The following is a 19,162-nucleotide window of genomic DNA, read 5'->3' on the forward strand; positions in this document are numbered from 1 at the left end:
GTAAAACAAAAATAACCAATTCTTTGGTTTAATAATGATTTGCAGGTTCAATAAAACAGGTTTTCTGTATTTTTATTGTGTCAATTTAGTTTCGTCCAAAACTTTTACAAAGTGAAATCCTTTTGGTCCATAACCTTGATTGTAGTAAAAGCGATGTGCTCCAAAATTTCCAGTAAATGCATCCAAAACGATACTGCTGCATCCTAAATCCTTGGCTTTTTGATCAACATAATCTGTTAGCAATTTTCCTATTCCTTTAGATCTAAATTCTGGATTTACAACAAAATTATCAATCTCAAGATATTTTCCTGTCCATAGTTTTGTCGCCGACCAGCAACCTGTGATTCCTAAACAAGAATCATTATCAAAAACTCCAATTTGAATATAATTATGTGGTACCATCTCCAAAAGAAAGGATTGATACTTTTCAACTGAAAGTTTTGGATAAAGAAATCGCATGGTGTCAATTTGTTCCAGCATTTCTTCGATTGTGGTAAGTTCTCGTATTTGAAATTCCATTGTACTAAAAAATAAACCTCAAAAATACTCAATTTTTCAACGTTTATAGTATAATTCTGAGACAACTAAAGATGTGAAATGTATAAAAACCTAAAAAAATTATATAATTTTTTACAATTGCTTCTGTATTAACTTTGTATAACAGGGAATGAGAAAAGCTAAAATGCAACCCTTTAAAAAAGCAAAGCATTGGGACGGATAAAGCTAGTTTGTTCCCACAAAAGACAAAGCACAAGGGATTGATTCTGCTGAAATGTAACCCTCAAAAAAACAGAGCCTTGGGACTAATAAAGCTAGTTTGTTCCCATAAAAGACAAAGCAAAACAGAGGTGATAAATCTGTGCAATAATTTTATAAAATGGTAGTGATTCTCAATTTTTGATTAAATTGAGAATCACCATTTTATAAACCGATTAGAAATAAATCACAAACCACTTTCCATAAAATGCAAAAAAAAGCCAGCAAATTGCTGGCTTTTTTTATTCTTGAATATCTTATTATCCGTTCAAAGCTTCAGCTCCACCAACAATCTCTAAGATCTCGTTAGTAATTGCCGCTTGACGTGCTTTGTTGTAAGTCAATTTCAATTGGTTTCTTAATTCAGTAGCGTTGTCAGTTGCTTTGTGCATAGCTGTCATACGTGCTCCGTGCTCTGAAGCAAATGAATCGCGGATACCTTTATATAATTGAGTTTTTAACGATTTAGGAATCAAAGTCAATACAATTTCTTCTTTTGAAGGCTCGAAAATATAATCTCCAGCAGAAACTGATGCATCAGATTTAATAGGTGCTAGCGGTAAAAACTGTTCTGTTTGAACAATTTGAGTAGCAGCATTTTTAAACTGATTGTAAATTAATTCGATTCTGTCATATTCTCCAGATAAGAATTTTCCAGTCAAATCATCAGCAATTCCTGCAACGTTTTCAAAAGTCAAATTATCAAAAATTGCATTATGATGACCGTGAATTTTATGCGTTTTGATTAAAGCGTCTCCACCTTTTTTACCAATAGCAAAAACATCAACCTGTTTTCCAGCATAAAAATCAGTACGGTTTTTAATCTCCTTAATTACATTTGAATTGAATGCACCACATAAACCTCTATTCGAAGTTATCGCTACAAGCAATACTTTTTTTACTTCACGCTGTGTTGTATAATCTCCTCCAACTTCACCATCAAGTGTAGCAGAAAGATTTTGCAACAACTCCGTTAATTTCTCGGCATAAGGACGCATTGCAGTGATTGCATCTTGTGCTTTCTTAAGCTTTGCAGCAGAAACCATTTTCATAGCCGATGTAATCTGCATCGTCGATGAAACGGAAGTAATTCTATTACGGATTTCCTTTAAATTTGCCATCTATTAATTAGAAAATGTGACAATTTGAAAATTAGATAATTAGAATATGTGAAACCATTCTCTAATTATCTAATTTACCAATTATCTAATTAGTTATATTTTGCTGAAACTTCTTTTGCTGCTTTTTCAATAACATCTGTAATGTTATCGTCAAATTTACCAGCTTTCAACGCGTTAAGCGTATCTTTATGCTTACTGTTCATGTAAGCTAAAAAGTCAACTTCAAATTCTTTTACTTTATTTACAGGAACGTTTCTCAACAAGTTTTTAGATCCAGCGTAAATAATTGCAACTTGGTTTTCAACAGGATAAGGATCATTTAAACCTTGTTTCAAAATTTCAACGTTTCTTTTTCCTTTTTCGATTACGTTTAATGTAACAGAATCCAAGTCAGAACCAAATTTAGCGAAAGCTTCTAATTCACGGAATTGAGCTTGATCTAATTTTAAAGTTCCAGAAACTTTTTTCATTGATTTAATTTGTGCATTACCTCCAACACGAGATACAGAGATACCTACGTTGATAGCAGGACGAACCCCAGAGTTGAACAAATCTCCATCAAGGAAAATCTGACCATCTGTAATAGAGATTACGTTTGTTGGGATATATGCAGAAACGTCACCAGCTTGAGTTTCGATAATTGGCAATGCAGTTAATGAACCACCACCTTTTACGATAGATTTGATAGAATCTGGTAAATCGTTCATGTTTTTAGCGATACCATCGTCAGCGATTACTTTACAAGCACGCTCTAATAAACGAGAGTGTAAGTAGAAAACGTCTCCAGGGTAAGCCTCACGTCCCGGTGGTCTTCTTAATAAAAGAGAAACCTCACGGTAAGCAACAGCTTGTTTAGATAAATCATCATAAACGATAAGAGCTGGACGACCAGAATCTCTGAAGTACTCTCCAATTGCAGCACCAGCAAATGGAGCATAAACTTGCATTGGAGCTGGATCAGAAGCATTTGCAGCAACGATAACTGTATAAGCCATTGCTCCTTTTTCTTCTAACATTTTAGCGATTCCTGCTACAGTTGAAGCTTTTTGCCCAATTGCAACATATATACAGAATACAGGTTTTCCTGCATCATAAAATTCTTTTTGATTTAAGATTGTATCGATACAAACAGTTGATTTACCTGTTTGACGGTCACCGATTACAAGCTCACGTTGTCCACGACCAACTGGGATCATAGCATCAACTGCTTTTACTCCTGTTTGTAATGGCTCAGTTACTGGCTGACGGAAGATAACTCCAGGTGCTTTTCTTTCTAAAGGCATTTCGTATAAGTCTCCACCGATTGGTCCTTTTCCATCAATTGGAAAACCAAGAGTGTTAACTACACGTCCTACCATTTGCTCACCTACTTTAAGAGAAGCAATACGTTGAGTTCTTTTTGCTGTAGATCCTTCTTTAATTCCTGTTGATGGTCCTAATAATACAACCCCAACATTATCCTCCTCAAGATTCAATACGATACCTTCCATACCGTTATCAAATTCCACTAACTCACCATATTGAACATTAGATAGCCCGTAAACACGAGCAATACCATCTCCAACTTGAAGTACTGATCCTACTTCCTCTAGCGTAGCACCAGATTCAAAACCTTCTACTTGCTTTCTTAATATTGCTGAAATTTCAGCAGGTTTGATTTCCGCCATCTTAATTTATAATTTAGACACTTTTTGTGTTATAAAACTAATTACTTAACTCTCTTTTTAATACTTGTAATCTGTTTGCAACAGAAGCATTGTATTGCTTGTCACCTATTCTCAAAATAAATCCACCAATGATTGAAGGATCTACAATATTTTCAATTGAAATTTTCTTATCAGATAAAGTTGCGATTTTAGCCAAAACTTTAGCTTCTAAAGCTGCGTCCAAAGGAACAGCTGTAGTTACTTTTGCAACCTCAAGCCCATTACTTTCATCATATACCTTAGTATATTCTTGTGCAATTGAAGCTAAAATTTCAAATCTTTTGTTTTCAAATAATAAACGAAACAAACCTTTAGTTACATCATTTACATTTGCAAAAACTTCTAAAAGAGCACTTTGTTTAATTTCAACTGTTGTTGTTGGGTTTAGGATAAATGTGCTCAATTCTTGATTCGTTTCAATTGCGTTTGCAATTGATTTCATATCGTTATTTACAGCTTCGGCAACACCTTTAGAGTTTGCTAAGTCCAGAATTGCTTTTGCATAACGAATTGCTGCTCTTGTACCTGCCATAATCTTAGTTTAACTTTACGTCACCTAACATTTTCTCTACTAATTTAGTTTGAGATTCTTTGTTAGATAATTCTTCTTTCAATAATTTTTCAGCAATGCTTAATGATAAAGTCGAAACTTGAGATTTCAATTCTGCCATTGCAGCATTTTTTTCACTTTCGATAGCTGCTTTAGCTTGCTCGATCATTTTTTGACCTTGAGCTTGCGCTTCATTTTTAGAATCAGCAATCATTTTCTCTTTCATCTCACGAGCTTCTTTCAACATCGCGTCACGTTCTGCACGAGCTTCATTCAAAATTCTTTGATTGTCAGCTTGTAAATTTTCCATTTCTTGTCTTGCGTTTTCAGCAGAAAGCAATGCATCTTTAATACCTTGTTCTCTATCATTTACTGCATCAAGAATTGGCTTCCATGCAAATTTCTTCAACAAGAATATTAATCCAACAAATATTAATACTTGCCAAAAGAACAAACCGAACTCAAACTGATTTATTAACTTTTCCATTATATAGAATTATAAGTTTTTAATTATATCTTTTTAAATTACTGCAAAGAGCAATTTTATTTTAATGTTTTATTTTTAAAACAATAGTTACAACCAACCGTTGCAACTATTGTCTTTTTGTGTTTTAATTAAGCAGCGAATAACGCAGCGAAACCAATACCTTCAATAAGTGCAGCAGCGATAAGCATAGCTGTTTGGATTTTTCCTGAAGCTTCTGGTTGACGAGCGATAGCGTCCATTGCTTGACCACCGATTCTACCAATTCCTAATGCTGCTCCGATTACGATTAATCCTGCACCTACATAATTTAAACCGTTCATAATATATATATTAAAAATTAAACATTCTGATTAAACGTGCGCTTCTTCATGCCCATGCTCTTCTACTGCTGAACCAAAATAAAGTGCAGAAAGCATTGTAAAGATATAGGCTTGTAAAAATGCTACTAAAATTTCTAGAATAGAAAGTACAAATGATAATCCAAAAGATAACGTACTTCCAATCCAGCTTTTAAAAATAAACATCAATCCAATAATACTCATTAATACGATGTGACCTGCAAAAATGTTTGCATACAAACGAATCATTAATGAGAATGGTTTAATAAAAACTCCCAACAATTCAATTGGCGCTAAAACTATACGCATTAATTTTGGTACACCTGGCATCCAGAAAATGTGACCCCAGTAGTTTTTGTTAGCTGAAAAGTTTGTTATTAAGAAAGTAATGATTGCTAAAGTAAATGTAACTGTAAAGTTTCCTGTTGCATTGATTCCTAGTGGAGTCAATCCAAAGATATTTAAGAATAACACAAAGAAAAATATAGTCAATAAATAACTCATATATCTTTTATAGTTTTTCTCTCCAATATTAGGAATAGCAACTTCGTCACGAATGAAAACTACAAGTGGTTCAAAGAATCTTCCAACTCCAGAAGCGATTCCTCCATTTTTAGCATACGATTTTGCTAAACTTGTAAACAACCAAAACATTAATAATGCTGCAACAAAAATAGAAAGTACTGTTTTTGTAATTGAGAAGTCTAACGGACGAACATTTGTTGGATGTCCTGTTTTTTCATCCTCAGTAATTGTTCCTGTTGCATCAGTTCTGTAAATTTTACCATCATGGTGATTAATTGCATAATAATTACCATTTGATTCTGCTGCTTCATGACCGTGGTGGAATTTTGAAGAAGAGAAAATGTGTAAACCATTATCCCAAATAATTACTGGTAATGGAAAACCATAATATTTTCCTGTCTCATCATCTTGAGTCAAAGTAAAATCATGAGAGTCTAAAACGTGGTGACCAATAAATGCCTTTATTTTAGATTTAACATCTGTTGGCTCAGCATGCTGACCTTCTGTAGCGCCTTCATGGGCTGCTTCAGTTTGAACATGCGCAGAGTCTTTTTCAGTATTTGAAAAACTCATTAGTGGAAGACAAGCTACAAAAGCTGCTAGAATAAAGCTGAGTGGTTTGTTTGAAATCACCATATCGTGGAAAATCTTATTTTTTTACGTTTCTAAAATTTGGTGCAAAGGTACATTTTTTATTAATATTCAAAAGGATATGAAAAATTATTTTTAAACCTTGTTTTAAAGAATTGTTATTTTAACGCTTTTCATTTAATAATCGGACAGTTAAAACCGTCTCAAATAACAAAAATAGCATAAATGTTATAAAAAAATTGCTTTTTTCAACAGAGACATTATGAATCTTGTCTGATAAAATCGGTCGAAGGAATCCATAATACAAAAACATTTGAACAAAAGTTCCCAACATAAAAAACATTCCGATAGTATCGAACTTGTCTTTTTTAAATTTTAATGTCAATATTATTAATAAGGCGGAGAAAAACAAAAAGATCAAATACAGTGTTTCTAAACTGTAAAAAAAGTTTTGATCATCAATTTTAAAAATGAAAAAAACTCCCTTGTGTATTATATAGGAAACAAATGCAATAACGACTAAATAGAAAACAAGTTTGTACTTTTTTAAAAACATGCTGTATTTTTTTTTGCAAAGATGCAATTATTTAGCCGCTTTTAAGCTTTCATTATTTTGTTTTATTGATTTCGTTAACCTGACGAAATACATTATATAATGCTATGGCCACACCAACCATAATCAAAATCTTGTGATAATAAACTTTAGGGCTCGGATGATTTTCATCAAGCCAGGTCCCTAAGTAAGAAAACAAAAAGATTATAGCGCCCATTTGTATCGGAATATTAATCAGCGCTATCCATTTATTTCTCCTATTATTATTCGGTTCCTTTTCCATCTTCTAAAAGTATAACCGGATTCGAATTTAACATTGTACAGGAAGCGGTAAACTCAGCTCCTGGTTCTATCGATAATTTACCAACGGCGATTTCTCCATGAATACGTGCCGTTCCTTTAATATTAAGAACTTCTAAAACTTTTAATTTCCCTTGAAATTCTCCTTCGATATCGGCATTGTGGCAAATAATTTCACCTTTAATAATTCCTGAAGCACCGATAACCAATTTTCCTTGCGAAGTAAAATTTCCAATCAGTTCGCCATCCAGTCTAAAATCAGCTTTTGAAACAATATCTCCAACAATAGAAGTTCCTTCCACAATTCTGTTGGTTTTTCCTAAATTCTCTGTGCTGCTTTTTTTGACTTTTTCAAACATGGCTTTTATGGGGTTTTTGGGGCTAAATAAGTGTCAAGATTTTTTTTGATTTGAATTACCTTATAATTATCACTTGAAATAATAATTGGCATATTCGAGATTTTATATTTTTTATCCTCTCTCAAAACTCCTGAAACATCTCTGGCATACGCCTCTGATTTTAAACCATGAATAACTACAAAACTTTCGTTTTTATTGTATTTGTCAAATGAAGTTGTTAATCTTTCATAATTTTCGACTAACATATATACTTTAATTGCTTCTTCGATTTTCTTAACCGTTTTACTGTCATTGTTTTGAACTGCATATAAAATTTTCCAATTCTTGCCGTCAACTGCCGTAAAATCAAGTTTTTCTAAAGTCGGGATTTCTTTTTCCAAAATTTCGCGGGCACTTTTTCCTTCTTCACTATTTGGATAATTATCTGCAACGTTTTCAAGTCCTTTTTTGTATGCCGCCAAGCCTTCTACTTTTGCCAAAGTATTTGCTTTCAGCAATTCAAACTTAGAAACAATATCTTCGCCAGAATACTGGTTGATAAGATTATCGATATTATTTAAAACTTCAACAAATTGCTCTTCTTCATACAATTTATACCATTTATTGTATTCCTTGTCAGCAGAAGCTAAGTCTTCAGAATTTGTATTGTTTAAAATCTGCGCATATCTCGAACCCGAATATTTGGTTGTTATCTCTGACTTTATTCGTTCCGCTTTAGCCGGATCTGTTATTTGATAAATTTTATACAAATTATACATAGATGGCAAAACCAGTTTTTCCTCTGGATTGTTTTGCAATAATTGCTCTAGTTTATCGCTCGCTAATTTATATTCTTTGAATTTTTCTTTATAAATAAGTCCTAGTTGATAATAAGCAAAATTTCGCTCTTTGCCAATACTGTCCATAACAACAGGACTTGTAGGAACCTGTTTTTCATAAAATGCTGTAGTGTATTTTTCCGGAATTACCTGCTGTAATGCATTTATAGAATCTTGATTGATATTTAGTGAATCTTTTATAGGAGTATTAACAAAGGATTTTGCCGACCCTAATCTCCAGTTTCCATCTATAGCACGATTCCCCCACATTTTTCTGAATTGCACTTTTCCATAAGCAACCGTTGTTGGATTGTAAAAATAAAAAGTGCTTCCACCATCATTTCCAGATGGGGGATTAAATGCTCCAGCAGCTAAATCCATTTTATTAGGCGGATTCATTGCAGCTGATCCATTGTTTGCATTTGTATTGCGTTGAATGTTTGCCTGTTTTTCTTTTTCTTTTTCTTCTTGAAGTCGTTTCGCATCATCATTCTTTTTTAACTCTGCGATATAAATTTCAAAATACAATTTACGTTCTTCTACTGGCAAATTGTAAACCTTGATAATACTGTCATTGCGTTTTGCAATTGCTTCGTATTTGATTACATTATCTAGATTTTTTCTGTTTTTTTCAATAAAAGCAAACTCTCTTGTTTTTGGATTAAGTTTCACCAAAGTACTGTCATAATATTTCGCAGCCATGGTATAATCTGTATTTCTAAAATACATGTTTCCAATATTTCGATAGGTTGAAGCAACAAGATATGGATCTTTCGATTTTCTGGCTAAGGAGTGATTGTAAAATTCCAAAGCATCTTTCTGCTCGTTATTCTTATCAAAAAACACTCCCATTTCATAAAACAGAATATCATAATAAGGTCTGTTTTCTCGATCTTCGACTAATCTATTATAGGTTTCAATAAACATATCATGATCGTCTTTTTCATAATCGAACATCTGTGCTTTTCTTGCATAAGCATGCATCATGTATTTACGATCGGCTTTTCGATTCATATCGATTACGCCGTTATAAAAGTAAACTGCGCTGTCTCTTTTTCCGGCCTCTTGATATAATTGCCCCAAAATAAAACGGTAACGTGCTCGGTCTTCGTTTATTTTGGTAAATTTTTCTGCAATTTTCAATTTGGCTACTGCACTATCTTTTTGTTCTGTGTTTAAAAAAGCCTCAGCCAAAAGTGCATTTGCATCAGAAAAAGTCTGCTTATTCAAATCTGTTTTCTTTAATAACAGATTTATATTTTTAATCACAATTGCATCATTTCCTAAACGCATATTGGTTTTCTCGCGCCAGATTTTTGCCGTGTAAATATTGCTGCTGTTTGGGTATTTGTACAGAATATAATTGAATGCCTCTATTGCAGGAATAAAACGCTGATCATAATATCTCGCTTTTCCCAGCATTAAATAAGCTTCATCTATCTGATAATTTCGTTCTCTTCCTCCAATATTCATGGAGTGTTTCTGAATGGCTTTTGTTGCTTTTGTTTCTGCTAATTCAAAATCGGGATTTTTTGCCTTTTCTCCTTCCGAAAAATTTTCATCAAATTGCATTTTTTCGATTGGCAGTGTTTTCCAAAAATTATCTTGGTTATTGGCCTGAATAGATTTAAGTCCTTTTTCAAGGGCAATTTCCCCATTATACAAAATATTGTATTTGGTACTTAAAGCATGCGAATTTCTATTCACAAAGGTGTTATTCTTTGTGGAACACGCTATCAAAAGCAATGCAAAAGTGAGAAAAAAACTATATTTAAGAGTATTCTTTTTCAATAGAATCAATTTTAAAGCATTAACTTATAAAAAGCACTTTTAGTATAATGACTTGTAAAATTACGCTTCTTTTTGAAATATAGAAACTTAAACTGCAAAAAACGATTCCAGCTCCTGCAAGGTTTCCTTAGAAGTTTGAATATCCTTTACAATCTCACCTTTATTAAGCGCAACAATTCGGTCACAAACTTCAACGGTGTGTTGCAAATCATGGCTTGAAACCAAAACAGTTACATTCGGATCATCGGCTAATTCTTTGATGATTTTTTTCAAACGGCTTACGGTAGTAGGATCTAAATTTGCAAAAGGCTCATCTAGAATTATCACTTCCGGATTTCCAATAAGCGTTGCAATAATCCCTACTTTTTTCTGATTTCCTTTTGATAAATCACGAAGATATTTTTTGTTTTTTAAAATTTCACCATTAAAAAATTCTTCATGTTTTGCCAAAAGCGCATCAATATCGGCTTTATTCTGATGACGTAAATCACCAATGAAATAAAAATATTCTTCAGGCGTCAAATAGCCAATAAGAAAACTTTCATCTAAAAAAGATCCTGTGAAAGATTTCCAGTTTTCGCTGGTATTTACTTGAATATCATTTGTTTTTATATTTCCAGTCGATGGATGAATAAGATCTAGAAGCAGACTGAAAAAAGTTGTTTTTCCTGCGCCGTTATTTCCAACAAGCCCAAAACTTTGTCCTTTTGGAATTTCAAGATTTTCGATATTTAAAACTGTTGTGCCGTTATATTTTTTTGAAAGTTGATTTACTTGTATCATGGTTATTTGATTTTAGATTGTTGATTTTATATTTTAGAATAATTTTCTAATTGGCTCAATGACTAATTATCTAATTAATTCTTTTGTTTGTAAGCGCTGATTGTACTGTATTTTTCGATTTTGTATCTTTTTTCAATGATTGAAAAAACTTTGTTTCTAAATACAAATCCCAAAATTCCAGCTCCTGCAACCAACATTAGACCAAGCGTTTTATCACCCAAATAAAGTCCGATTCCGTATAATCCTAAAGGCAGCAATAATTTTGGCAAAGTCAAAAGCATTGCATTTACATTGAATGCTTTTTTATCTCCAAAAGCACCGCCGGCATTACTCAAATCGATTGGCGTTTTGGTAAATGCTCCTCCCAAAAGAACCAGATGAGAATTTACTCCAATGTTATAAATGGCGCCGACCACAATGGTCAAATAAACCTGCCAACCGTAAAAAAGATAAAATGAAGCCAAAATTGTTGAAATAAAAGTCGCAATAACAACAAGCCACCATTTTGATGTAATATAATTTCGGTACGGAATATTTTGTGTCATCATCAATTGATAATACGAACTGTCCCAACTCGGTACAAACTGACCAAAGACAAATAAAAAGCCACCTGAAACAAATATTCCTGCAAAAATGTACATAACCGCCGGCTGATGTGTGTTTCCAAAAAAGATCAATCCGTAAAACAAAAAGAAGAAACTCATAATAAGGGTTGTTTTTGATCTTTTGTTTCTTTTGATCAATTTGATGTCATTTTTAAGAAACGTTCCCAAAGTTCCAAATTGATTCAACCAATAATAATTTTCGGTAGTCGCAATGTCTTCTTTTTTAGAAAGTCCCGCATCTAGATATAAATTGTTTTTGAAATACTTAAATGTAAATGCATACAATCCGATTAAGAATAAAATTGGGATCAAAAACAATCCTTTTATATCATAAAGCCCTTGAAAAAAAGGTGTTGTGAAAAACGTGATATCGAAAAGTTTGTAATATTGCGCTGCTCCCAATGCTAAAGCCAACCCAATGAAAACAACAAATAATTTATCGATATTGCTTAAAATGATGTTTAAAAAATTGTTGATATAGATTAAAGAAAAAATAGCCAAAAGCCAAAATATAATTCCGAAAACGTCATATCCTTCAATAAACAACACAACTGAAAAAGGCACAAAAAATAATGCATGAACCCAGTTAAAAAATGATAATGCTGTTTTTCCTAAAGAGAAATGAACAATCGTAGGCTTTTTGAAAGGCAAAACTAATAACGGTTTAATATTGAGAACCGGAATTGCTTGCATCAACAAACGAATTATAAGATCAAACAAAAAATAATAAATCAAGAATTTGTTAATGGTGATTAAAGGCTCCAGGTTCATTTTTTTAAGCACATAAAATGCGCCCACTCCCATTGCAACAAAAAGTACTGAAAAGTACACCATCAAAAAACCGATTAAAATTTTCATGGCCAAATTTGCTCCAAACGAGGCTGATCTGACAAAGGCTTTCCATTCAAGGTAAATAAACTTTTTTATCATGGTTATTTGTTTTAGTTTTTCAGTAAGAGACCAAATGTAGGAAAACGTTACAAAAAAAGTTAAAAAAAATATTTTAGTAAGTGTCAATTACTTAGTTCTTGCTACTTTTGCAAAAAAAAAATAACCATGCCTTCATTCTTAAAACTTATAATTAAAGAGGTAAAACGCGAGACAGCAGATGCAGTTTCGGTACTTTTTAATGTTCCTGAAGAACTAAAGCCAGACTACAAATACATAGCTGGACAATACATAAATTTAAAATTAACACTTGATAATCAAGAAATAAGACGTGCTTACTCCATTTGCTCAGCGCCAGAAAGCGGTGAATTGCGAATTGCAGTAAAAGCAGTAAAAAATGGTCTTTTTTCTCAGTTTGCTAATACAACTTTAAAAGCTGGCGATGTTCTAGAGGTAGGTCATCCAGAAGGAAAATTTACACTTGAACCAGATGCTGAAAAACAAAAAAATTACGTAGCGTTTGCTGCTGGAAGTGGTATCACTCCTGTAATTTCAATTATAAAATCAGTTTTAAAAAGTGAGCCAAAAAGCTCATTTGTATTGGTTTATGGAAATAAAACTCCTGAAGCAACTATCTTTCATCAAGAACTTCACGACTTACAATTGCAGTATGTTGGCCGTTTCTTCGTGCATTACGTATTTAGTCAAGCTAAAGCAGAAAATGCTTTGTTTGGAAGAATCGACAAATCAGCGGTTAATTTTGTGTTGAACAACAAACATAAAGAACTTCAATTTGACAAGTTTTTCTTGTGCGGACCAGAAGAAATGATCAATACAGTTTCGGGTATTTTAAAAGAAAAAAATGTAAAAGAATCAGCTATCAAATTTGAGCTTTTTACATCTTCTGCTCAAGAACACGAAATTCAAGGTTCTCAAGAAGGACATACCAAAATCACGGTTTTAGTTGATGATGAAGAAGTTACTTTTGAAATGTCTAAAAAACAAACGATTCTTGATGCTGCTTTAAAACAAGGTGTTGACGCTCCTTATTCTTGTCAAGGCGGTATTTGCAGCAGCTGTTTAGGACGTGTGACATCAGGAAGCGCAGAAATGACAAAAAATTCAATTTTAACGGATAGCGAAATCGCTGAAGGCTTGATTTTAACTTGTCAAGCGCATCCAACATCAGAAACAATTTATGTTGATTACGATGATGTTTAATCGTTGAAATTTCAAATATTTAAAATCCCAAATTCCAATTATAAAAGTTGGAATTTGGGATTTTTTTTATTAGTAAAATTTCTCCACCAAGGAAATTTCTGTTAAAATTAGGATTACAATAAAAACAAATTTTTATTTAAAAAATTGCCGAATTTTTAGTATATTAGTAGGGAAATGAAAGTAATCGCAATCTCGTCGTCTTTTTAGGGATTTACAGAGTAAGATCAAATTTGTCAACATTTAAAAATTAAATATCATGACAATACATCACATCCTTCGTTTATCATTTATAGCACTTTTTGTAGTAACAGCCTTTTTTTGTGTTTACTTTATAATTAAAAAACACCGAAGCAAAAAAGGACCAAAATTACTAACCCAAGAAAAATTGGCCGAAACAACTCATGGCAAAATGACTGAAATAGCCATTTCTGACAAAAGCATGTTTAATATCTGGCCGTATATCAGCAAATTAAAAATGGCTAAAATACTTTCAAATAAAATTAAGGAATCTGAATTGGTACATAAAGTATACAGAAACTCAACCGAAGATTTTGAGCACATTTTGCTATCTACAGAGAAAGAAAATCATTTTGTTGTAATTGTCGCCGATCGAAACAAAAAGAAAACAATTGGGTATTTTATCCATGATTTAAATGGATTATACGCCTAATTCAATTTTTTGACCACTTTCTTTGGAGAGATTGTGCGCATTGCATCTTCATATCCTTCAACTATTTTATTTCCATAAACCGATGTTGGCAATTTTGGATACTGATCACGATCTGAAGTTAAAGCGTTTTCTAACGTCTGATTAAATGGCAAAAATCCTGCGTAAGGATGTGTCGCGCCCCAAAGCGTAACCACTTTCACGCCGAGCATGGCTGCAATATGTGCATTTCCAGAATCCATAGAAAGCATTACATCTAAATTACTTATCAATTTTAATTCCTGCTGAAACTTTATTTTTCCAGCTACATTTATTACATTTTTAAAAGGCTCAGAAAGCGAATCTAAAATTTCAATTTCCTTTTTTCCGCCTCCAAAAAGCAAAATCGTTTGGTCTTTATTTTCAGCCAATTTTGCAATTACTTCTTGCATTAAATCCAAAGGATAAACTTTAGAATCGTACTGAGCAAAAGGTGCAATTCCAATTAATTTTTGGTAATTCTCGCCAATTAAATCGGTGATTTCTGCGCTTAAAACTGCTTTTTTAGGAAATTCAGGATTTGATAAATCTACAGGAAAACCAAGTTCTTCAAACACTTTTGCGTGTCGTTCAAACATACTTGGCAACTGTTTGAAAACCTTATTTTCTGCACGAGTCAATTCTTTTTTTCCTTCTCTGCCTTTATCAACCGTTGCTCTTTTTTTTCCGCTTAAAGCGAAAAGCAAACTCACAACTTTAGATCTCAAAACATTATGAAGATCTGCAAAAGCATCAATCTTCAATTGTTGCACATCTTTAAACAATCTCAAAAGTCCAGGAAAGCCTTTGTGTCTTTCTTTTTCATCAAAAGCAAAAAATTCCACATTTGGGATTCCGTCAAAAAAAGGCTTGAAAAAAGGTCGTGAAATAACGGTCAATTTTACCGTTGGATATTGTTTTACAAAAGCTCGTAAAACAGGAACCGTCATGGCGACATCTCCCATTGCGGATAGTCTCATGACGGCTATGTGTTTAATTTTGGTAGACAAGTCGGCCAAATTATTTTTTATTTTGATACAAAACTGGATTCAATTCATCATCATTGTACATTTTCATTTGTTTGTACACTTTCATGAATTTGTCTCCGTTTTCGATATCTGTCAATAATTCTTCAATTGCTGTAGATAAATCTGTTCTTTGTTCCAATAGTACATTTAACTTCTCTTGACATTTATCTCTGTGCTCTTGAGAAGCTTCAGCACGTGTAGCTTCTTCGTGCATGTGATAAATTTTTAAAGCTAAAATTGACAATCTGTCAAATGCCCAAGCTGGACTTTCAGAGTTGATTTTTGCTCCGTCTTTTGCTTGTACTGAGCTGTATTTTTGCAAAAAGTAGCTGTCAATATATTCCACCATATCAGTTCTTTCCTGATTTGAAGCATCAATTCTTCTTTTTAAAATTAATGCCGCAACCGGATCAATTTGTGGATCACGAATAATATCTTCAAAATGCCATTGAACAGTGTCAATCCAGTTTTTTAGATATAGTAAATGTTCAAATTTATCCTTTGGGTAAGGATTGTTGATAGGCTGATCAACATTATCAAATTGATGATAATCCTTAATGCTTTGTTCGAATACCGAATATGCTAATTTTGAAAACATGTCTTTAATTATTAGAGACACAAAGATACTTTTTATACTTTTATAGTGTGAAAAAATCCATTATTTTTTCATTTTTGTCTTAAAAACAATCAATTCCTTTAAAATTTAAATATGAAAATTCATTATATATCTGAAAACAACAGCGTTCTGAATCATTTTTTAGGCCAAATAAGAAATGTAAATGTTCAAAACGACAGCATGCGTTTTAGAAGAAATATTGAACGGATTGGCGAAATTATGGCGTATGAATTGAGCAAAACTTTGCCATACAAAAGTGTCGATATTCAAACACCACTTGGAATTAAAAAAACGACTGAAATTGAAACCGATTTGGTTTTATGTCCGATTCTGAGAGCGGGATTACCGCTTCACAATGGCTTTTTGAATTACTTTGATCATGCCGAAAACAGTTTTGTTTCCGCCTGCAGATTTCATCCAAATGGCGATGATGAATTTGAAATTTTAGTTGAATATCAAGCCATTTCAAATTTGAATAATAAAACGGTTTTATTGCTAGACCCAATGTTAGCAACAGGACAATCAATTGTAGCCGTTCATAAAAAACTGATGGAAAATGCTACTCCAACAGAATTTCATATTGTTGTAGTCATTGCAGCGCCAGAAGGAATTGCCCATTTAGAAAAAAATCTTCCTGAAAATTGCCATTTATGGGTGGCATCTCTAGATGAAAAACTTAATGAAAAAAACTACATTGTGCCAGGACTTGGCGACGCCGGCGATCTTGCTTACGGAAGCAAATTATAGTTGAGAGAAAAAAGTAAATAAGCTGCAGCAAATAAGCACATAAAACACAATTTCGTTGTTTAATTTTTGCTGCATATATTCTACGTGGCTCGATGCCATAATGGTTAAAGGCGTAATACTAAACAGCAACAAATCATTGCTTTTATTTGGTGAAAGAATAAAAACGAAGGCCGCGATGAAAAAACAAGCTACTACTTTTTTATAGGAAGAATGTACAATTTGTGGTCTGTTTGACAATGTCATCAACATTGAAACTACAAAGAAAAGTGCGACTGCAACATAAATTGAAAGTGCTCCGTTTTCGTAATTATTTTTAAAATAGTCGATATTCAAATCGATTACAGCTCTTTTTTCGAAAAATGCAATGGCGTCAAAATGGAATAAAAGTGACACCAATAAAAAGATTAATGAAACTGCCAAAAGTGCCACAAATGGCAAAACCCAGTTGCGATAATCGCGCGAAACGTGAAAAATAATTGATATAAAAACTAAAATCAGGAACAGAATACACCAAAATTGAAATAACGAAGCTACTAAAATCCAAAAAGAAGCATCAAATATTTTTTCTTTTGAAGATTTTAATGACTGCAATGAAATTAATCTTCGAAGTGCCAGCAATAAAAAGAAATTGGCATAAATAACATTCGAATCGTTAAATATGGTGGGGAAAAATAATATAAAAAGTAAATAGAAAAATATCGAATATCCATTGTCTTTACTGAGCCCGTTCTTTTTTACGATGAAATTAACAAGGAAAAAAGAAGCCAAAATAAAGCACAACAAACTCACTTTTTGAAATGCTAAAAAAGGAGCTGTTATCCAAGATGGTTCTTGAATTTGAAACAGAAAAAAGAAAACCAGTATTAAAATTACAACCAAAGAATAATTTAATGGTGTAGATTTTTTAAAAACACTTGTTATCATAAGGATATTTTATACTTTTGTGATTGTAAAGATAATACTTGTTTAAAATGAAAAACCGAACAAGTTGAAAAAAGATTCGATTAATCGAATTTTGTCTTCAAAGCATTACACAACAATAAATAACATATAATTTTTAAAATTATGACAGCTTTTTTTGAAGGAATTCAATACCTATTCGTTAACATTTTGTTTGCTCCTCTTGATTTTTTACGTCATTTGGAATTAATTACATGGGTTGGTGCAAACACTATTAACTGGATTTTCATGGCCATCTGTGCATGTGCAATCGTTTATTGGATTAAACAATTACGCATTTTTGATGATGCTGGAACAGAAAACCAAGATACAACGGCTCACTCATTTTTAAAATAAAAAACCAAACCCTTTAACTAAAAAGGGCTGGTGAATTTATTTTTAGATTAAATCGAAACCGATATCTTTTCTAAAATACATCTTATCAAAGCTTAGTTTATCTATGTTTTGGTAAGATTTTTTTATGGCCTCTTGGAAATTATCTCCATATGATGTCACCGCAATTACACGTCCTCCATTAGTAACGACATTTTCGCCATCTAATTTTGTTCCTGCGTGAAAAACTATAGAATCTGTAACATTTTCTAATCCAGAAATTACTTTTCCTTTTTCGAAATCCTCCGGATATCCGCCAGAAACAACCATTACAGTTGTTGCACTTCTTGGATCAACTTCTAAATTAAAGTCTCCTAATTTCTGATCTGCAACAGATAAGAACAATTCAACTAAATCTGATTTCAATCTTGGAACTACAACTTCAGTTTCGGGATCTCCCATTCTTACGTTGTATTCAATTACGATTGGTTCGTTCTTAACATTGATCAATCCAATGAAAACAAAACCTTTGTATTCGATTCCGTCTTTTTGGAAACCTTCGATAGTTGGTTTTACGATACGAGTTTCAATTTTTTCCATTAAAACCGCATCCACATAAGGAACTGGAGAAACTGCTCCCATTCCACCTGTGTTTAAACCTGTATCTCCTTCTCCAATTCTTTTGTAATCTTTTGCCGTTGGAAGAATTTTATAGCTTTTTCCGTCAGTCAAAACGAAACAGCTTAATTCGATTCCGTCCAAGAATTCTTCAATAACAACTTTTGAACTTGCTGTACCGAATTTTGCATGAACCAACATGTTTCTTAGTTCCGTTTTTGCTTCTTCAAGATCCTGAATAATCAAAACTCCTTTTCCAGCTGCTAAACCGTCTGCTTTTAGAACATATGGCGGTTGCAAAGTTTCTAGAAACTCACATCCTTTTTCAACTGTTTCAGCAGTAAAACTATCGTAAGCTGCAGTTGGAATATTGTGTTTCATCAAGAATTCTTTCGCAAATTCTTTACTTCCTTCTAATTGCGCACCTAATTGCGATGGTCCAATAACTGGAATATTTTTTAAACTTTCGTCGTTTTTGAAAAAATCGTAAATACCTTTTACTAACGGATCTTCTGGTCCTACGACTACTAAACTTATATTTTCTTTAAGCACTAATGCTTTTACTGCTTCAAAGTCTGTAGCAGAAATTGCAATGTTTTCAGCAATTGCAGCAGTTCCTGCATTTCCAGGTACTACAAAAAGTTTTTCGCAAAGCGGACTCTGTGTCATTTTCCATGCAAATGCATGCTCTCTTCCGCCTGATCCCAATAATAAAATTGTCATGGTGTTGTTGTATTTAGTTGTGGTGCAAAAATACTTGCTTTTGCACGTAAAAAATAATTAAATCTTTAAAAAGTTGTTGGT

General features: G+C 32.8%; 20 protein-coding genes. 4 read left to right on the forward strand and 16 right to left on the reverse strand.

Going from position 1 to position 19,162, the window contains the following annotated elements:
* Window positions 1-72 precede the first annotated feature (72 nt).
* The 12 genes from AAYQ19_RS11940 to AAYQ19_RS11995 form a co-directional block, all read right to left on the reverse strand.
* A complete protein-coding gene (locus tag AAYQ19_RS11940) occupies window positions 73-519 on the reverse strand; it encodes a GNAT family N-acetyltransferase (protein ID WP_343536516.1) in 447 nt (148 codons plus the stop codon).
* 497 nt (window positions 520-1,016) lie between these two features.
* Window positions 1,017-1,877, reverse strand: a complete 861-nt coding sequence (gene atpG, locus AAYQ19_RS11945; RefSeq protein WP_343536518.1) for an ATP synthase F1 subunit gamma — start codon at window positions 1,875-1,877, stop codon at window positions 1,017-1,019.
* 89 nt (window positions 1,878-1,966) lie between these two features.
* Complete coding sequence (gene atpA / locus AAYQ19_RS11950; RefSeq protein ID WP_343536519.1) at window positions 1,967-3,544, reverse strand: F0F1 ATP synthase subunit alpha; 1,578 nt, start codon at window positions 3,542-3,544, stop codon at window positions 1,967-1,969.
* Window positions 3,545-3,581: 37 nt separating this feature from the next.
* The gene (gene atpH, locus AAYQ19_RS11955; RefSeq protein WP_343536520.1) at window positions 3,582-4,115 is read right to left on the reverse strand and encodes an ATP synthase F1 subunit delta; all 534 of its coding nucleotides are present in this window, start codon (window positions 4,113-4,115) and stop codon (window positions 3,582-3,584) included.
* Window positions 4,116-4,119: 4 nt separating this feature from the next.
* Entirely contained in the window at window positions 4,120-4,620 is a 501-nt protein-coding gene (locus AAYQ19_RS11960; RefSeq protein ID WP_343536521.1) for a F0F1 ATP synthase subunit B, read from the reverse strand.
* A gap of 128 nt (window positions 4,621-4,748) precedes the next feature.
* A complete protein-coding gene (gene atpE, locus AAYQ19_RS11965; RefSeq protein WP_343536523.1) occupies window positions 4,749-4,940 on the reverse strand; it encodes an ATP synthase F0 subunit C in 192 nt (63 codons plus the stop codon).
* Between the two features lie 30 nt (window positions 4,941-4,970).
* The gene (atpB, locus tag AAYQ19_RS11970) at window positions 4,971-6,119 is read right to left on the reverse strand and encodes a F0F1 ATP synthase subunit A (protein WP_343536524.1); all 1,149 of its coding nucleotides are present in this window, start codon (window positions 6,117-6,119) and stop codon (window positions 4,971-4,973) included.
* A 563-nt stretch (window positions 6,120-6,682) separates the two neighbouring features.
* Window positions 6,683-6,910 (reverse strand): AtpZ/AtpI family protein, encoded by a 228-nt coding sequence (locus AAYQ19_RS11975; protein WP_343536525.1) that lies wholly within the window; start codon window positions 6,908-6,910, stop codon window positions 6,683-6,685.
* On the reverse strand, window positions 6,891-7,286 hold the full coding sequence (locus AAYQ19_RS11980) for a bactofilin family protein (protein ID WP_343536526.1): 396 nt from the start codon (window positions 7,284-7,286) through the stop codon (window positions 6,891-6,893). The genes AAYQ19_RS11975 and AAYQ19_RS11980 overlap by 20 nt, the downstream gene beginning before the upstream one ends.
* Before the next feature lie 5 nt (window positions 7,287-7,291).
* Window positions 7,292-9,895, reverse strand: coding sequence for a type IX secretion system periplasmic lipoprotein PorW/SprE (gene porW / locus AAYQ19_RS11985; RefSeq protein WP_445709693.1), 2,604 nt, complete (start codon window positions 9,893-9,895; stop codon window positions 7,292-7,294).
* A gap of 87 nt (window positions 9,896-9,982) precedes the next feature.
* Entirely contained in the window at window positions 9,983-10,678 is a 696-nt protein-coding gene (locus AAYQ19_RS11990; RefSeq protein ID WP_343536529.1) for an ABC transporter ATP-binding protein, read from the reverse strand.
* A 74-nt stretch (window positions 10,679-10,752) separates the two neighbouring features.
* Window positions 10,753-12,213 (reverse strand): DUF5687 family protein, encoded by a 1,461-nt coding sequence (locus AAYQ19_RS11995; protein ID WP_343536531.1) that lies wholly within the window; start codon window positions 12,211-12,213, stop codon window positions 10,753-10,755.
* Between the two features lie 126 nt (window positions 12,214-12,339).
* Between AAYQ19_RS11995 and AAYQ19_RS12000 the strand changes: the two genes are divergently transcribed.
* Together AAYQ19_RS12000 and AAYQ19_RS12005 are read left to right on the forward strand one after the other, a co-directional pair.
* Window positions 12,340-13,392 carry a 2Fe-2S iron-sulfur cluster-binding protein gene (locus AAYQ19_RS12000; protein ID WP_343536532.1) on the forward strand — a complete coding sequence of 351 codons (1,053 nt, stop codon included), beginning with the start codon at window positions 12,340-12,342 and terminating at the stop codon, window positions 13,390-13,392.
* Window positions 13,393-13,648: 256 nt separating this feature from the next.
* Window positions 13,649-14,062: a hypothetical protein gene (locus tag AAYQ19_RS12005; RefSeq protein ID WP_343536534.1), complete on the forward strand. Its 414-nt coding sequence runs from the start codon at window positions 13,649-13,651 to the stop codon at window positions 14,060-14,062.
* On the opposite strand, the gene AAYQ19_RS12010 is transcribed toward AAYQ19_RS12005, so the two are convergent.
* Window positions 14,059-15,057: a glycosyltransferase family 9 protein gene (locus tag AAYQ19_RS12010; protein WP_343536536.1), complete on the reverse strand. Its 999-nt coding sequence runs from the start codon at window positions 15,055-15,057 to the stop codon at window positions 14,059-14,061. The two genes, AAYQ19_RS12005 and AAYQ19_RS12010, sit on opposite strands and share 4 nt — an antisense overlap.
* Before the next feature lie 40 nt (window positions 15,058-15,097).
* Window positions 15,098-15,703 carry a DUF4254 domain-containing protein gene (locus tag AAYQ19_RS12015; RefSeq protein ID WP_343536538.1) on the reverse strand — a complete coding sequence of 202 codons (606 nt, stop codon included), beginning with the start codon at window positions 15,701-15,703 and terminating at the stop codon, window positions 15,098-15,100.
* Between the two features lie 111 nt (window positions 15,704-15,814).
* On the opposite strand from AAYQ19_RS12015, the gene upp reads away from it, so the two are divergent.
* Window positions 15,815-16,468 (forward strand): uracil phosphoribosyltransferase, encoded by a 654-nt coding sequence (upp, locus tag AAYQ19_RS12020; RefSeq protein ID WP_343536540.1) that lies wholly within the window; start codon window positions 15,815-15,817, stop codon window positions 16,466-16,468.
* Here upp and AAYQ19_RS12025 read toward each other — a convergent pair.
* Window positions 16,463-17,392, reverse strand: a complete 930-nt coding sequence (locus AAYQ19_RS12025; protein WP_343536542.1) for a DUF6427 family protein — start codon at window positions 17,390-17,392, stop codon at window positions 16,463-16,465. The genes upp and AAYQ19_RS12025 overlap by 6 nt on opposite strands.
* A gap of 141 nt (window positions 17,393-17,533) precedes the next feature.
* On the opposite strand from AAYQ19_RS12025, the gene AAYQ19_RS12030 reads away from it, so the two are divergent.
* On the forward strand, window positions 17,534-17,764 hold the full coding sequence (locus tag AAYQ19_RS12030; RefSeq protein WP_343536544.1) for a DUF6341 family protein: 231 nt from the start codon (window positions 17,534-17,536) through the stop codon (window positions 17,762-17,764).
* Between the two features lie 42 nt (window positions 17,765-17,806).
* On the opposite strand, the gene purD is transcribed toward AAYQ19_RS12030, so the two are convergent.
* Window positions 17,807-19,081 carry a phosphoribosylamine--glycine ligase gene (purD, locus tag AAYQ19_RS12035; RefSeq protein WP_343536546.1) on the reverse strand — a complete coding sequence of 425 codons (1,275 nt, stop codon included), beginning with the start codon at window positions 19,079-19,081 and terminating at the stop codon, window positions 17,807-17,809.
* Window positions 19,082-19,162: the final 81 nt, after the last annotated feature.

Source organism: Flavobacterium mesophilum (genome assembly GCF_039581405.1).
Lineage (GTDB): Bacteria > Bacteroidota > Bacteroidia > Flavobacteriales > Flavobacteriaceae > Flavobacterium.